At 71.5% G+C, this 16,457-nt stretch carries 9 protein-coding genes; all 9 read left to right on the forward strand.

The features are described 5' to 3' along the window. Window positions 1–25 precede the first annotated feature (25 nt). The 9 genes from CLV40_RS30105 to CLV40_RS30145 all read left to right on the forward strand — a co-directional run bounded on the left by CLV40_RS30105 (window position 26) and on the right by CLV40_RS30145 (window position 16,370). Complete coding sequence (locus CLV40_RS30105; protein WP_104482402.1) at window positions 26–3,175, forward strand: tubulin-like doman-containing protein; 3,150 nt, start codon at window positions 26–28, stop codon at window positions 3,173–3,175. Then, a complete protein-coding gene (locus CLV40_RS30110; protein WP_104482403.1) occupies window positions 3,172–5,355 on the forward strand; it encodes a hypothetical protein in 2,184 nt (727 codons plus the stop codon). The genes CLV40_RS30105 and CLV40_RS30110 overlap by 4 nt, the downstream gene beginning before the upstream one ends. Continuing rightward, on the forward strand, window positions 5,352–6,338 hold the full coding sequence (locus CLV40_RS30115; RefSeq protein ID WP_146108294.1) for a serine/threonine-protein kinase: 987 nt from the start codon (window positions 5,352–5,354) through the stop codon (window positions 6,336–6,338). The genes CLV40_RS30110 and CLV40_RS30115 overlap by 4 nt, the downstream gene beginning before the upstream one ends. Continuing rightward, window positions 6,335–7,414 carry a GTPase domain-containing protein gene (locus CLV40_RS30120; protein ID WP_104482405.1) on the forward strand — a complete coding sequence of 360 codons (1,080 nt, stop codon included), beginning with the start codon at window positions 6,335–6,337 and terminating at the stop codon, window positions 7,412–7,414. Before CLV40_RS30115 ends, CLV40_RS30120 begins: the two co-directional genes overlap by 4 nt. Next, complete coding sequence (locus CLV40_RS30125) at window positions 7,411–9,222, forward strand: hypothetical protein (RefSeq protein WP_104482406.1); 1,812 nt, start codon at window positions 7,411–7,413, stop codon at window positions 9,220–9,222. Before CLV40_RS30120 ends, CLV40_RS30125 begins: the two co-directional genes overlap by 4 nt. Before the next feature lie 2 nt (window positions 9,223–9,224). Next, entirely contained in the window at window positions 9,225–10,532 is a 1,308-nt protein-coding gene (locus CLV40_RS30130) for a DUF6777 domain-containing protein (RefSeq protein ID WP_146108295.1), read from the forward strand. Window positions 10,533–10,978: 446 nt separating this feature from the next. Continuing rightward, a complete protein-coding gene (locus CLV40_RS30135) occupies window positions 10,979–11,353 on the forward strand; it encodes a hypothetical protein (protein WP_104482408.1) in 375 nt (124 codons plus the stop codon). 216 nt (window positions 11,354–11,569) lie between these two features. Continuing rightward, the gene (locus CLV40_RS30140; RefSeq protein ID WP_104482409.1) at window positions 11,570–13,813 is read left to right on the forward strand and encodes a DEAD/DEAH box helicase; all 2,244 of its coding nucleotides are present in this window, start codon (window positions 11,570–11,572) and stop codon (window positions 13,811–13,813) included. 19 nt (window positions 13,814–13,832) lie between these two features. Continuing rightward, window positions 13,833–16,370, forward strand: a complete 2,538-nt coding sequence (locus CLV40_RS30145) for a GmrSD restriction endonuclease domain-containing protein (RefSeq protein ID WP_104482410.1) — start codon at window positions 13,833–13,835, stop codon at window positions 16,368–16,370. The last annotated feature ends 87 nt before the right edge of the window (window positions 16,371–16,457 follow it).

A 16,457-nucleotide genomic window follows, 5' to 3' on the forward strand; every position in this document is an offset into this window, starting at 1 on the left:
TCCCTGCCCGTGAGGACGTGCCGCGATGAGGATCTACCAACCGATGTTGTTCGTCGGGCTCGGCGGCACCGGCTGCAAGGTCGGTGCCGAGCTGGAGAAGCGGCTGCGCGAGGAGTTGTGCGGCCCCGACGGGACCCGGCTGCTCGGTGACATCCAGAACCCGAACTTCCTGCCCTACCAGCTCCCGTCGTGCCTGCAATTCGTCTACGCGGACCTGAGCACGACCGAGCTGCACCGGGTGCGCCGCGAGGTCGTGCCCGGCCGCGAGCACGAGCAGGCCGCGCAGCGGACCATGCACCAGATCGCGGACCTGGTGCCCGCCAAGCTCGCCAACTCCGCCGACGTGGCGCAGAGCCTGCGGATCAACACCGACGAGGACACCATCCAGTGGCTGCCCGGCCGGGAGAGCGACCCGCGGATCGGGCCGCTGGTGCGCGGGGCGGGCCAGCTGCCGACGGTCGGGCGCGCGGTGCTCTTCGAAACCCTGCGGCGCAACCGGGACACCGCCCTGCTGGGGGTGAAGAAGGCGCTGGCCGACATCAACGAGTCCGCGGGCGAGCTGCTCGTGGTCAGCGGCAAGCGCACCCAGCGGGTCGACCCGGTGATCGTGTTCGTGGTGTTCTCCGTGGCGGGCGGCACCGGCAGCGGCATCTTCTACGACTACCTGCACCTGATCGGCGACCTGATGCGCGAGGGCGGCAAGGTGGCGGAGATCTACCCGCTGGTCCTGATGCCCTCGGCGTTCGACGACGGTCAGGGCGGCGGCAGGCCCGCCGAGCTCAACGCCGGTTCGGCGCTGGTCGACCTGTTCCGGCTCATAGACGACCAGAACGCCCAGGGGTCCCCGGACGCGCTCGACGCCAGGGGCACGCACGGCGCCGTGTCGGTGCGCTACCCCGGCCTCGGGCAGGTGCAGCTGCAGCCGAACGTGGTGCAGACGGCGTTCCTGTTCGGCAGGCCGGTCGGCGGCGTGCGGCGCGACGACCTCAACCGCTCCATGGTGTCGCTGATGGTGTCCCTGATCGGTGCGGGCCCCACGGACCAGGACGACGACGAGGGCCGGGCGACCCGGCCGTACCAGTCGTTCGCGGACGGGTTCATCAACAGCAAGGTCGACCGGCACGCCACCGCGGACACCGGCGTCGGTCGACGCGGCGTCACCACGAGCGCCGTCGCCGCGCTGACCACCCCGCTGCTCGAACTCACCGACGTGGTCTCCTCCCACCTGCTCGCCAACGCCGTGAACGAGCTCCTGGTCCCGCCGGGCGCGATGGAGACCAACAAGCAGTACATCCGCCAGTTCGTCACCGCCGCGGGCCTGGACCGGCTGCTGGAGGCCACACCGGGTCGGATCCCGCCCCAGGGCAGCCCGGTCGGGTACGGACCGGTCGTGGCGGCGCTGACCGAACGCGCGAACGCCATGGGCACCGCCATCGACCGCGGCCAGGAGGCACTCGCGGCACCGGTCGCCGCGCTCGCGCAGAACTTCGACCCGACGGCGGCGGCGGGCGCCGTGCTGCGGCACATCGACCTGTTCCAGTTGTGGCGCACGGTGTTCGGCCACCGCGACCTGGTCGACCCCCTGGACGTGGGCGGTTTCCGGGCGCTGCTGGAGGGGTGGCGCTCCCCGCCGCCCGCGCCGCCGGGGCTCAACGCCGCCGTCCCGCCCATGCCGACGAACCTGCCCAAGCGCCTCATGCAGCGGATGCGGATGGCCGACGAGCCGGTGCGGGCCGTGCTGCGCGCGCAGGACACCTGGTACCACTGGCAGACCAGGCGGATCTGGAACGCGGCGTGGAACGACAGCCACCGGCTGTGGAGCAGGCCGTGGCACGCCTTCCTCGAGGAGTTCAAGGCGATCCACGACCAGTTCGTCGCGCACGCCCACAACGACCCGCACCAGTTCGACCAGCGCTCCAAGGACCTCTACAAGTCCCGGGTCGGCGTCACCTACCTGCTGCCGCCCGAGGACCGCGGCCTGGAGGGCTTCTACCAGGGGGTGCTCGCCCGGCTGAAGCAGGACTACTCCCAGCACCTGGGGCCCAACGCGCACGAGGGGCACCTGCTGAACCTGCTGCTCGGCCAGGAGGGCTGGGTCGCGGCGTTCACCAAGGGGCGCAAGGACCCGGAGGCCGCGGTCGCCGACGTGCGGCAGCGGATCAAGGAGGCGGTCACCGAGCGCGTCCGCCCCGGCGACCGGGGCAAGCCCGCGCTGGTGCCGAGGATGGACGACCTGCTGGCCAACGCCGTGCAGCGGCGCGACAACAGCGTCACCGACGTGGACCTCAACCGGTTCCGGCAGAAGCTCGCCGAGCTGGTGCCCGGCGGGTTCGCACCGGACGGTCACGCGCCGCTGAAGGTGCTGTTCACCTACCCGGCCGCGCAGGAGGACGTCGAGGTCGAGCGGTTCCTGCGGCACGAGGTCTCGCTCCCGGTCGACATGGTCGGCGAACCGGAGTTCCGCGCGGTGCAGGCCGACTCGATGGTCGTGGTGCTCAACCGCAGCTCGATGGGCATCACCGAGGTGCCGGAACTGCGCCGGGTGGTCAAGCAGTGGGCGAGCGCGCAGCGGGACCCGCAACCGATGGACACCCTGCCGTGGCGGCGCAGGCTCGGCCAGGAGGGCAACTACCTGCTGATGGACGAACGCGACCGGGTGCAGGTGCTGCACCGGCTGCTCTGCGCCGCCTGGGACGGCAAGATCACCGTCGTCGGGTCCCCCGCCAGCCCGGACCGGATCACCGTCGCGCTCGGCAGCCGCGAGGCCGTGTGGATGGAGCTGGACCTGGAGCCGCTGGGCGCGCTGTCGTCGTGGGCCAGCGCCCTGCAGTCCTACGAGCGGTGGATCCTCACCGACGACAGCCAGACCCGCCGCAGCCTGGCCGCGCGGCTGATGTCGGCCGTCCCGGCCCGGGCCGACCGCTCGCCGTCGCTGCCCGCCAAGGAGTACACCGTCCTGGTCGACCTGGCCGAGCACGAGCTGGCCAAGGTCGCCGAGGCCGAGCGCAACCGCGTGCTCAGCACCGACCCGCAGCTCGGTGTGTGCCGGGAGTTCTGGTCGCGCGCGCTGCCGAGCGCGCTGGCCCAGCCGGTCGGCGCGACCGCCAAGAACCTGGTCGACCTGCGCGAGCAGGCCGAGGCGGCGCGCGGGCTCGGTGGTGAGGACCTGGCATGAGCACTTCCGACGTGGTCGTGGTCGACCTGCGCGGCGGCGGCGTGGCCCCCGCGGACCCGGCGGGCGGGGTGGTGGTGGTCGACGACGCCGCCGACCTGGTCGCGCACGCCGAGACGTACATGTCCCTGGTGGGCGCGGACATGGTCACCGCGGTGGTGTGCCTCGCGGTGGGGGAAGCCGCCACCGGCGACCCGCTCGACGGTGTCGTCCTCACCCTCCCACCCGCGTTGCGGCACGCCACCGTGCTGTGGATCGGCAACCCGACCGGGGTCGAGTGGGCCCCGGACAGCGCGGCGCCGAGACCCGCGGCGCACCGGGGCGACACGCTCGACTCGCTCGTCGCGGCCCTGCGCGACCCGCACCTGTTCGACCGCGTCATCGCCGCCGCCGAGGAACTCCCGGCGTCGGCGGCCAACCCCGGCGTCCGGCTGGTCTCGCACTCGGCCGACCTCGCCGAGCTGGCCGAGGCGCGGGCGGCGGCCGTCCGCTCGCTGTGCGCGGGCGACCAGCCCGCCACGCACGACCTGTCGGCGGGGCTCGGCCGCACGCCGCTGCTCAGCGGTCAGATCGGGGTGGTGCTGTCCGGCCCGGTGCAGGCGGCCCGCGCGGACGCGGTGCGCAGGCTCGCCGAGGTCGAGCGGCTGGCTGGGGTGCTCGGCACGGTCAAGGCCCTGCTGGGCACGGCCCGGTCGACGGCGGGCCTGTCGGACCAGGTGGTCTGGGCCGGGCAGGCGGCGGAGAACTACCGCGCGGGCGTGGTCGAGTTGCTGAACCGGGTGGACGGGCACCTGCAGGTGGGCGACCCGTCGGTGGAGTCGGTGCGGGAGATGGGGGTGCCCGCTCCGCGCGAAGCCGATCCGGCCGAGGTCACCCGGCACCTGCGGACGGTCGTCGACGAGCGGCTCCGCGCGGGCGCCGCGTTGCCGGCGGTGGCCCGCGAACTGCGGCAGTTGGTGGCCACGAGCCGCCCCCAGGGCTGCATGGCCGCCCTCGACGAGGCCCGGGCGATCGGGCCGCTTTCCCTGACCGCGCCGGGGTTCCGCCGCTGGCCGCTCGGTCTGGGGGCGCTGCCGGTCGTCTTCCTCAGCTGCGCGGCGATGGTGTACCTGCTCGGGCCGGGGTGGTCCGGCTGGCTCGCGGGTGTCCTGCTCGCCGCGGCGTGGACCGGCGCGGGGTGGCTGCTGCTCGCCCGCAGGCCCGGCGTGGACAGCTTCTCCGCGACGGCCCCGCCCGCGTTCGGCGTCTACGGGTCGACCGCGCTCGGTGGGGCGGTCCTGGCCGGGATCGGTCTGGTCTTCACCACGCCGAAGCGGATGCCACCGCTGGTGGCGGACATCGTCGCGGTGGCGCTGGTGCTGGTCTGCTTCGCCGTGGTCGCCACGAGCTGGAAGGCCGCCGCGCGCCGGTGGCAGGCCGCGCTGCGGGTCGCGCCGGTGCGGGACGCGATCTCGCAGCTGACCCGGATCGCCGAGGACACCGCGAGCCAGGCGTGGCTGCCCGTCGAGCGCAAGCGCGCCATCGCCGCCGCGGCCACGGCCGTCGCCGACGGGGTCCACGAGGTCGCGAACGCCCTCGCCGACGCGGGCAACCGGCTGTTCCTCGCCCCCGACACCGCCTCCGGTGGCGGTGCGGAGCAGATGGCCCGCCCGGTGCCGCGCGAGCTGTACACCGTGGTGCGCGGCGACCTGCTCGACGTGTGCCGCGCCGCGCTCGACCCGGCGTGGCCCGCCGCCGAGGCCGCGACGCGCACCGCGGCGGGCGTCTACGCGCAACGGCTGGAACGGCTGCTCGGCGAATACGGCGCCGAGGTCCGCGGCCGGGGCCTGCTGTCCGCGACCGGCTTCAGCAGCGACCAGGCCACCCGCGACGAGCTGCTCGTCCGCACCTGGCAGGAGTCACCCGCGGCGCTGGCCGCCCTGCGCACCCGCGTCGACGACGACATGACGCAGCTGTGCGCGGGCGGCCACCTGCGCTACCTCAACCGGACGGCGAGTCCCCAACTGGTCCGGTTCGCCCCGGCCCGGCTGCGCGTCGCGCTCGGCCGCGACAGTGTCCACAGTGGAGTGTCCAATGACCCCGGCATCGCCTGGAGCGGCGCCGGGGAGTTCGTCGGCGCGTTGCGGCTGCTGCCGCTGCGGTCGGAGTCGGTGCGGCACGCACCGGGTGGGAGCGACAAGTGAACCCAGGCCCGCAGACCGTGCGCTGCCGGACCGTGGCAGGCGTGTGGCAGCAGATCGTCGTGGAGCACGTGAACGAGTTCCAGACGCCCGGCTCGGCGCTGCCGCAGGCCCTCGTCCGGGTCAACAACCAGCTCTACGTGCGCAAGTGCGTGCCGCCGCAGCGCGGTGCGCGGTCGCCGGGGCTCTACGACCTGCTGGACAACGAGATCCGGGCGGGGTGCAGGCTCGGCCAGGTCTACGGCGCCCGGTTCCCGCAGGAGCTGGCGAACCTGGTCGGCTACGACATCGACGCGGAGGAGCCGTTCGCGCTGCTGCGCGCCTACCGCGGCGAACCGGTCGGCTCGAACCCGCGCTTCGAGGAGGCCGACGCGTGGCGGTTCCAGCACGGTGTGCTGCGGGCGCTGCAGCTGACCTCCGCCGCCGGGGTCGTGCACGGCGACGTCACCGCCCGGGCCCTGCGCTGGGACCACAGCCAGGTCCAGCTGGTCGACTTCGAGTCCGCCGAGCGCGTCGGCGACCGGCGCCGCCGCGGCACCGCGGCCACCCGCTCCCCGGAGCAGGCCGCGGGCACCGGCACCGTCGACCCCCGCGACGACGTGTGGGCCGCGAGCCAGCTCATCCGGGCGACGCAGTTGCAGGTCCCGTTCGACGAACAGCTGCCCGACCACAAGCTCGACCCGGACGGCCTGCGCGCGCTGCTCGCGCCGGTATTCGGCAACGCCGTGGAGCAGCGCCCGACGCCCACCGACCTCCTGGGCCGCATGCGCGGCAGCGCCACCCCGCTCGTCCCGGACGACCCCGACCGGCACCTCGCGGTGGGCCACGAGATGTTCGAACAGGCCAGCCGGGCCAAACGCGGTACCCCCGTCAGCCCAGCCGCCAACGGCGGCAAACCGGCCCGCCGGGGCAAGCGCGCCTTCCCCTTCCTCGGCACCACGCTGCTGGTCGCCGGGATGATCATCGGAACGGTGGTGGCCCTGTGACCGACCCCAACCCGTCTCCCCCCCGCCGCGTGCGCTGCCCCATCTGCGCCGACGACATCCCGTGGGCCGAGGAGCGCTTCATCTCGGTCTACAACGCGGGGAAGAACCAGTACGAGCACATCGACGTGTCGAGGATGCCGGAGTCGAAACGGGCCGACCTGGCGCGCAACGGGTTCCGGCAGTGCCCCAACCCGTCGGAGGACACCAGCAGGCACTTCCTGCCCGCCACCTACGGCGACTACGGCAGCCCGCTGGTGGTCGGCCTGATCGGCGCCCCGGACTGCGGCAAGACGCACCTGCTGACGGCCATGATCCGCGAGGCGTACCTCAACGGGCTCGCACCGTACGGGATCACCGTGAAGGCACTGGACTTCGTGCGGCACGAGAAGTTCCACAAGGACTTCATCCAGCGGTTGGAGAAGGGGGAGGCGCTACCCGGTACCGAGACCGGCATCGCCGACGCCGCCGACATCCTCCTGCTGCGCGGACCGGCGGGCACCCGCCCGGTGACCTTCTTCGACGTCGCGGGCGAGGACTGGCAGAACACCGACGCGCGCAACCGATCCACCCGATTCCTCGTCGGCGCCACGGCCGCGATCTTCGTGCACGCCAGCGAGGACCCACCGGACGCGGGCAAACCCCCGTTGACCGGGGAGAACCGCTCCTTCGACCTGGCCGTCGAACGCCTGCGCGCCGCCCGCCTGCCCGCCGTGGTCGCGGTGACCAAAGCCGACCGCCTGCGGTACCTCTCCCCCGTCGACCGCTGGCTGAGCCGCGGCAACGAGACCACGGTGGACCCGACCCGGATCCGCCAGGAGAGCAAGGACGTCTACGCGCACCTGCACAACACCGGCGCGGTGGGTTCCCTGGAGCCCTACCACGCCTTCCCCCGGTGCGCACTGCACTTCGTCTCGGCCAGCGGCGGCGACGCGGTCGGGAGACGCCCCGACGGCAGCGGCAAAGCCCACTTCCCGCGCGGGTTCCGACCCACCAGGGTCCTGGAGCCCCTGGTTTCGCTGCTCGCCATGACCGGCATGATCAACACTCCCGAGGCCGCCCAGGTAGGTGCACCGTGACCGAAGAAGGCGCCCACCAGGTGTACTTCGGGTTCTCGCTCGACAGCAACAGCAACAAGCACACCATGATCGCCAGGTCGTTCGAAGGCACCAACGCGGCGGACTCCTGGGAGGAGAACCTGCGTGACCACGTGCGGCTCATGGGGATGGGACACCTGACCGCGCCGAAATCGGCGTTGTCCTACCTGCGATTCGACGGCGGGTTGGCCGCGATCCTCCGCCGGTTCAGCACGGGGTACAGCGAGGGCAGGAACAACGTGCACGCCTTGGTGGGCAACGAACGCGTGCTCACTCCGACGGTCGCCGTCGGACTCGCGGACTGGCCGAAGTGGAGCACGCAGGCGCCGAGCACCCGCCTGCGCCCCATCACCGCGGGCCAACTCAACAGCGCTGTCCGGCTACCCAGTCCCGATCTGCTCCAACACGCCCGGAACGAGATCCTGACCGTGCTCACCGCGATGCTCGCGGAGCCCGCGGACAGGCCGGTCAGCGTGCTCGGCTGTCCGGAGAACTCGAAGTTGCTCCTGCAGTGGGGTTTGTACCTGGCCGCGCGGGAGTTGATGCCGGAGCGGCTGTGGTCGTTCTCCACCTACGAGCACCGCCACGTCGATGGCATCCCCAACCTGCCGGAGGTCGTGTTCCTCCCGATGAACCCGAGTTCCGGAATCGCGACTCGCACGATCGTGGACCTCACCGCACCCGCGCCGCACCCGCACCAAACCGCTGTCGACTGCGTCGACGCGATCTTGGACGACCGGCGGCGGCGCCCGACCCCCCGGCCCTCCGCACAAGGCCATGAGAACCAGCCGGTCAAAGCCCGGGAACCGCGGGTGAACCAAGGCCTCCGCACCGAGCGGCTCGACTCCGTCGAGGCCCTGCTCCGGGCGCGCACCGCGACCGAGCTGTCCAACGCGCTCGACGCGGCCGCCAGGGAACCGGACCGCGAACGGCTGCGCAGAGAGCTCGGTCCGACCGAGGTGGACCAGGTCAGCGCCAGTGTGGAGATCTACGTCCGGCATGAACTACTGGCCAAGCTCTGCCAGGCCAGGTACGGGCCGGACCTGGCCGACCTCGCCCACCCCGACGTGCTGACGGAGGCCGCCAAGCTCATCGAGCAGTGCCAGTCCGAACAGCTGGGCAGGCTGCTGGTCAGATCACGCCCTTCGGAATTGGCGTGGGCGATGGCGAACCGCTGGCCCACACCCGCGCCCGCACCGCGGGTCGAGCCCGCACCGCAAGCGGCTCCCACGCCGGTCGCGCAGGTCGCGCAGGTCGTGCCGGCTGTCCGAGTGGTCCGGTGGAACGGCTGGGTGCGCAGACTGGCCCCCACCGTGGCCGTCCTGGCGGTGTTGAGCGTTGTCTTCCTGCTCGGAGTCCTGGTGGGTCGACCCGAGGCGGCCTCAGGCGCGTCGTCCCCCACGGCGACTTCCACACCTCCCCCACCGACCACAACTCCCACGACACCAACTCAGTCCGCGACCCAGCAGGCGAATCCTCGGCCGGAGACCCCCGATCCGAAGACCGCGAACGGCATCGCCACCGCTGTGGTCCCCCAGGGATTCGTCCTCTTCGGATTCGTGAGGACCGAGCGCGGCTACTATCCCCAGGCGGCCTGCGACCTCGACTCTCCCCCGAACGGATGGGTCTGCACCCGCGAGATCCAGGTCGAAGGGAAATACAGCGCGGAGGACAAGTTCGTGGGTCACCTCGTCCCGCTGGAGGAGGTGAACACCCTGGTGATACCGAACGCGCCCGATCCGCTGCCATTGGCCAAGTTGCCGAAACCCATCCCGCTGGCCAAGGCATAACGGTGACAGGCGATGCGAAGACGGTCAGTTCCGCAGAACCCGCCCTGGTGGCCATCGCCTTCTTCCTGTTGCCCACCATGGTGGACGACTCAGGCGACACCCACAGCGGGGCGTGGGTCGCCTCCTCCGGCGGGTGGCTGACGCTGCTGTGGCTGGTACCCGTCGCCGCGATAGCCATGTGCGTACTCCGGACCAGAACCGTCGTCGTGGGTTCGATCGCCGCCGCCTGCGCCCTCGGCTACATCGCGGGACTCGAAGGGATCACCCACCCCTCCGGCACACTGACCCTCCTCGACGAAGGGATACCCCCATCAGCGGGAATCGGCTGGGGCCTCCCGCTGATCGTGGGTTGCCTCGTAGTCACACTCGCGCGATGCGCACTCAGGTTCGGCAGCCCCTACCGGAGCGGCACCCTCGCCGGTGTCGCCCTGGGCACCGCCGTCTCGTTGGTACTGCTAGTAGTCACCTACGAGGACGGTCGAGGCCGAGCCATCCTCCTGCCCTCGGAACCGGGCCTGCCGAGCTTCCAGCGAGGCACCTCGATCCCCGGTGACACCCAGTCCCTCTACCTCGTCCCCGCGAAGTGCGACCTGACCCAACCCACCATGACACCCGTTGCCCTGCGCACCGACACCAGAGTCACCGCCGCCAGCTCCTACCAGGCCGTCCTGCAAGCGGGCACCCCCGTCCTGGTCGACCGCCGCGGCATCCCCCGGTTCCGCTGCTCCGACGGCCTCTCCCTCGAACCCCCTCGCGGAGAGACCAAGGGATACGTGACCACACCGTGGGCGGACCTCACCGCGGTGGAGGTCACGCCCGCCGAGCAGGACATCGCCGCGTTCCTCCTGATGGGCAACGGAAACCTCGTCCGCAGAACCGCCGGGACCTCCGACAGCTTCCCCCTGGTCCGCGGAACCGCGATCCCCCAGGGGAACTACCGAACCGTCGGCGCGATAAGCACCTGCATAGCCGCCAACTGCGCCAAGTCCCAAATAGCGATCTTCACCCTCGCCACGACCGGCTGCCCGAACACCTGCCGGATCCAGGTGATCGACTGGACCGAGGGCTCCCGCCTCCGGAAGACAGGAGACACCTGGTCCTCAACCGACCCTCTCATAAGACCACCGGTCTGCAACGGCACCCCCATGACGGCGACCCTGACGACAACGGTCAACGTCAACACCGGCACACTCGTCGCCAACACCTGGGCAGCCAACGACGTGGAGGGCGACATCACGCTCGACGCGCGCGGCGCCAACTGCGACGACATGAAGGTCACCTGGCACTACACGGGCAACCTCAAGCCGTAGACCGCACCGACCAGCCCGTAGAAGCGGACCGCGCTATCGGAAACCCCAAGCACGCGGTGGGTCCAGCCGCCCGCACACCCGGATGCGCCAACCGACACGCTTCTGGAGGCCACCTCCCGGTCTGGCGCGGTGGGTGCATCCCGTGCCACCGAATGGATCACTCACGGTAATTGGACACCGCAGTGGCCAGGACCACACTCGAACGCGGCGCGTAGCCGAGATATCCCTTACTCCATTGGAGATCATCGCACGCCGGAACCGGCGGCCAGGACAGCGCGCGTCGATCGAGGTAACGGAGCGTGTGTGCCGGCTACCGGCAAACAGTCCATTTGGGTCTTCGGCCACCGGTTAACGTCGGAGACGCCACACGGCAACACAGGCATGCTCGTGGCACGAAGCCCTCGCGACCTCGAAGACTGGAGAACACCATGTCCGCAGGTACTCGCATGTCGACAGCGTCCCGAATCGCCCTCACCGCCACTGCGGGTATCGCCGCCGCGCTCGTGCTGGCCACCCCCGCCTCCGCCACCCCCACCACCTACATCACCACCTTCCCGACGCTGACCCAGTGCACGGCCGTGGGCGACCAGGCCGTGGCGGAGCACGTCTTCACCTCCTACACCTGCCGCAACGGTGTCGCCGGGTACGACCTGCTCGGCGAGCCCAGCGCCGCCACCTTCACCGACGTCTACATCGCCACCTTCGGCACCCAGGCCGCCTGCGACACCGCGGGCACCAACGGTGAGACCTCCCCCGCCGCGTGGACCAGCCACAAGTGCCGGTCCGGCTTCACCGGCTGGGACCTGCTCGTCACCAAGTAACCCCACGCCGAGGGCGGCACCGCGCCGCCCTCGGCAGCCCGCCCTATGTCCACATAGGACCAGAACCGCGTGCTCACTCGCCGGTCACGGCCCCGTGGACGCGGTCGACCACCACTCGATACCCTTCCCGGACAGCGCCAAGCGCTGATCGCCGCACCCCGCTTGACGCGGCGACAGCGCTAGCAGGGACGCTGAGTCACGCGCGGAGGGGACGAAGTGACCACCGGGGACCAGGCGCCGCACCACCCACGGGAAGACAACGCCCCGGCCGCCGTCGAAGACAAGGTCGGCGCGAAGGCCAAAGCGCTGCTGGACAACGCCCGCGAGTTCGCCGAGCGGGCCACCGCCCTGCTGGCCGCTCCGGAAGCGCTGCGGGAGAGCGCGCGCCTGCAGATCGACGTACTCGCGGATCAGGAGACCCAAGCGGCGCTGGCCGCCCGCCCGATCACCGACCTGCGCCGCCTCGCGGGCAAGGGCGCTCGACTGGGCGCCCTCGCCGACGCGGGTTACCGCACGGTCGCGCACGTCGTCGGCACGACTCCGACCAGCTTGCAGGCCGTGCCGGGCATTGGCCCGCAGTCGGCCCAGCAGATCTCCGCCGCCGCGCACCGGCTCGCGCGCGATGTCCGGCAGGAGATCCGCGTCCGGTTCGACCCCGACCAGCGGCGCACGGGCGAGACGCAACTCCTCGCCACCCTCGCCGCCGCCCGAAACGCCGACAGCGTCCGAGGTTCTCTGCAAGAAGAGCTGCGGCAGTTCACCGCACATGCCGGGCACCTGGTCCGGGAAGCGCGACCGACCGCGGGCCGTATCCGCATGTGGTTCACGTTCGGCAAGCGGAAGCGGTCCGCGCTCGCCGCCCTTGCCCAACTCGACGCACTGCTGGCGGCTCCCCGAACCTCGGGATTGCGCCACACCGTCGACGAGCAGGAGCGGGCGGTCGACCCGGCCTCCCACCCGCCCGAGCAGCTGTGGCGGGAGTACTCCCAGGACGCCGCGGACTTCAACGCGCTGCTCTCCACGCTCGGCGGGCACGGCGACAGCGACGACGGCGAGGCGGCGCAGGGGTTCCTCCCCGAGGAGCTGCGGCAGCAGATCACCGCCGTCCCGCTGGACACCGGCCTGCTCAAGGCGACCCTGCGCGGCTACCAGGTGTTCGGGGCGCAGTACGCGATCCACCGGGAGCACTCGATCCTCGGCGACGAGATGGGGCTCGGCAAGACCGTCCAGGCCCTCGCCGCGATGACGCACCTGGCGACGATGGGACAGGCCCGCTTCCTCGTGGTCTGCCCCGCGAGCGTGCAGATCAACTGGCTCAACGAGATCCGCAAGCACACGGCGCTCACCGGGCACAGCCTGCACGGCGCGGACCGCGCGACCGCCGCGGACCGCTGGCGGCGCACCGGGGGTGTCGCGGTCACCACCTTCACCACCCTCGGCCGCCTCGACCGCGTCGCCGACGCCGGGATCGCGCTGCTCGTGGTGGACGAGGCCCACTACGTGAAGAACCCAGAAGCGCAACGCTCGCAGCACGTCGCCGCGATCGTGGCCAAGGCGCAGCGGGCGTTGTTCCTCACCGGAACCCCGATGGAGAACCGGGTCGAGGAGTTCCGCACCCTCGTCCACTACCTGCAGCCCCGGGTCGCCCGCGGCCTGGACGCCGCCGACGCCGTGGCCGGGGCGAAGCGGTTCCGCCGCGCGGTCGCCCCGGTCTACCTGCGCCGCAACCAGGAGGACGTGCTCACCGAACTGCCCGACAAGATCGAGGTCGAGGACTGGGTGCGCTTCTCGCAGGCCGACGCCACCGCCTACGCCACGGCCGTGCGCGCCAAGAACCTCATGCGGATGCGCCAAGCGGCGTTCCACTCCCCCGACTCCGCCAAACTCGGACGCCTCGCCGAGATCGTCGACGAGGCCCGCGAGGACGGTCGCAAGGTCGTGGTGTTCTCGAACTTCCTCGACGTGCTCCAGACAATCCACAACAGACTCGGCAAGTCCGTGACCGGTGCCCTGACCGGCTCGGTCCAGCCCGAGGCCCGCCAACGACTCGTGGACACCTTCTCCCGGCACGAGGGCCACGCCGTGCTGCTCAGCCAGATCGAGGCGGGCGGGGTAGGGCTGAACATCCAGGCGGCGTCCGTGGTCGTGATCGCCGAACCGCAGTGGAAGCCCAGCACCGAGGAGCAGGCCATCGCCCGCGCCCACCGGATGGGCCAGGTCCGCAAGGTCCAGGTCCACCGACTGCTGGCCAAGGACAGCGTCGACGAGCGCCTCCGCGAGGTCCAGGAGCGCAAGAGCCTGCTGTTCGCCGAGTTCGCCCGCAAGAGCGACGCCAAGGACGCGGACCGCCGATCGGTCGACACCGGCGAACACCGACCGGACTTCCTCGACGACGACGCCATCCCGGTGCCGCAACGCATCATCCGCGCCGAGCAACTCCGCCTCGGCATCGATTCCTGAGGGGACAACGAGAAAGCACATGGTTCTGGCCAAGGAGACGAAGCTCCAAGAGTTGCTCGAGGGGTCGAAGCAGTACCAGGTCCCGCTCTACCAGCGGACGTACTCGTGGTCGACGGACCAGCTCAAGCAGCTGTGGGAGGACATCACCCAGCTGGCCGAGGACCGCGTCGACGACCACCGGGCCACACACTTCATCGGCTCGGTGGTGCTCACGCCCAGCCCGGCCAACGGGCCGACCGGGGTCCAGGAGTTCCTGCTGATCGATGGCCAGCAGCGGCTCACCAGCCTGTCCATCCTGCTGTGCGCCATCCGCGAGCACCGGGCCGCGCGGGACGGCGCGCTGCACCGCGAGCGGATCAACGAGCAGTACCTGATCAACAAGTGGGAGTCCGGGCGGCAGCGCCTGAAGCTCGTGCCGACGCAGGCCGACCGGGCCGCGTACCTCGCCTGCCTGGACTCCACCCCGCAGGCGGGTGGTGTCGACCGGGTCGGCGCCGCCTACCGGTTCTTCTCGGCCCGGCTCGCCGCCGCGGACGACCCCGACGACCCGCGCGACATCGCGCGGATCGAGGACGCGGTGATCTCGGGCCTCGCCCTGGTCTCGGTCATCTCGCAGCAGGGCGACAACCCGCACCGCATCTTCGAGTCGCTCAACAACACCGGTCTGCGCCTGACCCAGGCCGACCTGCTGCGCAACTACCTGTTCATGCGGCTGCCCACCCGCGGCGACGTCGTCTACGAGTCGCGGTGGCTGCCGCTGCAGCAGGCGCTGGACCGCGACCAGTTGGAACTGCTGTTCTGGCTCGACCTGGTGCAGCGCGATCCGCGGGTCAAGCAGGCCGACATCTACACCGGACAGCAGCGCCGCCTGGAGCGGATGCGCACGGAGGACGACATCGAGGCCGAGGTCGCCCGGTTGGGCGGGCTCGGGCAGCTCCTGCGGACGATCCTCGACCCGTCCCGCGAGCCGGATCAGGCGGTGCGCCACCGCCTGACCCGGCTCGGCGCGTGGGGCACCACGACCGTCTACCCGGTTCTGCTGCACCTGCTGGAGCGGCGGGCGAACGGCACAGCGGACTCCGCCGAGATCGCCTCGGCGATGCTGTACCTGGAGAGCTACTTCGTCCGGCGCCTGCTCATCGGTCGCGCCACCGCGGGCATCAACCGGACGTTGCTGTCGATCGTGACCGAGATCGACGCCACCGCGCCCGCCGACGAGGCCATCCGGCGCTACCTGTCGACCGGCCGCAAGTACTTCGCGGGCGACCGCGAGATCCGCGCGGCGGCGCGGTCGGTGCCGTACTACCTCAACGGCCGCCCGCACCAGCGAACCCTGGTGCTGCGCTGGTTGGAGGAGACCTACGGCAGCAAGGAGCCGGTCGACCCGACCTCCCTGACGATCGAGCACGTACTGCCCCAAACACCGACCCCGGCCTGGCGGGAATCGCTGACCGCGGACCTGGCGGCGGACGAGGAGTTCGGGCAGGCGCACGAGGCGCTGGTGCACACCCTCGGCAACCTGACCCTCACCGGGTACAACTCGACGCTGAGCAACAGCCCGTTCCCGATCAAGCGCCCGCAGTTGGCGGGCAGCGGCGTACTCATGAACCAGGAGATCGCCCAGCAGGAGCGCTGGGGTCGGCCGCAGATCCACGAGCGCGCGGACGCGCTCGCCGAGCGGATGATCGCCGAGTGGCCGGGCCCGGCCGACCGCGACCAGGCCACGGCGCCGGGAACGGCGTGGGAGGTGATGAACCAGGCCCTCGCCGAACTGCCGCCCGGGTCGTGGACGACCTACGGCGACCTCGCCGCGCTGATCGGCAGCCACGCCCAGGCCATCGGGCAACGCCTCGCCACCACGCCCGCCCCGAACGCGCACCGCGTGCTGCAGTCCCAGGGCACGGTCTCACCGAACTTCGCCTGGCTCGACCCGACGCGGACCGACGACCCGCGGACCCTGCTCGCGGCGGAGGGAGTCGTGTTCGACCACCTCGGCCGGGCCGACCAGACCCAGCGCGTCACCACGGAAGGGCTCGCCCTCCTGCTCGGCGCCGACGTCCCGGACCTGCGCCCCGCACCCGAACCGGGCCAGGACCCGGGTTCGGACGCGCGGTTCCTCGGCCAGCTCGCGGAACGGCAGGGCCACGACATCGCCGAGGCCGTGGTCGCGGTGACCTTGGCGTGGACCGCGATCGGCGGCTACGTCGCCCACGGCAGCGGGCAGGAGACGTCCCGATTCCTGCTGTCCCGCGAGAAGTCCCACCCGGCGGGTCGGATCTGGCCCGTGGTCATCTACCCGAGCGGCACCGTCGAGGTCGTGTTCCAGCACCTGCGCGGGCGCCCCCCGTTCGACGACCCAGCCCGGCGCGAGGAGTTCCGCACGCGGCTCAACGGTGTGGACGGGATCCACCTGCCCGCGGGGAAGATCGACCTACGCCCCGGCTTCGACCTCGGTGTGCTGCTCGACGCGTCGGCGCGGGAGAAGTTCGTCCAGGCCCTCGACTGGTTCCACGCGGTCGTCCGCGACAACGAACCACCCGGAAGCGACGTTCCATGACGGTGGGACACGGTCCAGCGCAGTTTCCTGTCGCTCCCGAGGAGCATCGAATCATCCCAGGAGATCGACGAGAAGACCCGGCAGCGC

Origin of the sequence: Actinokineospora auranticolor (genome assembly GCF_002934265.1) — a bacterium.
Taxonomy (GTDB): domain Bacteria; phylum Actinomycetota; class Actinomycetes; order Mycobacteriales; family Pseudonocardiaceae; genus Actinokineospora; species Actinokineospora auranticolor.

Bases quoted from the DNA above. Each gene is read 5' to 3' on its own strand.
- CLV40_RS30105 (WP_104482402.1), top strand. From the start codon at position 26: ATGAGGATCTACCAACCGATGTTGTTCGTCGGGCTCGGCGGCACCGGC.
- CLV40_RS30110 (WP_104482403.1), top strand. From the start codon at position 3,172: ATGAGCACTTCCGACGTGGTCGTGGTCGACCTGCGCGGCGGCGGCGTG.
- CLV40_RS30135 (WP_104482408.1), top strand. From the start codon at position 10,979: ATGTCGACAGCGTCCCGAATCGCCCTCACCGCCACTGCGGGTATCGCC.
- CLV40_RS30145 (WP_104482410.1), top strand. From the start codon at position 13,833: ATGGTTCTGGCCAAGGAGACGAAGCTCCAAGAGTTGCTCGAGGGGTCG.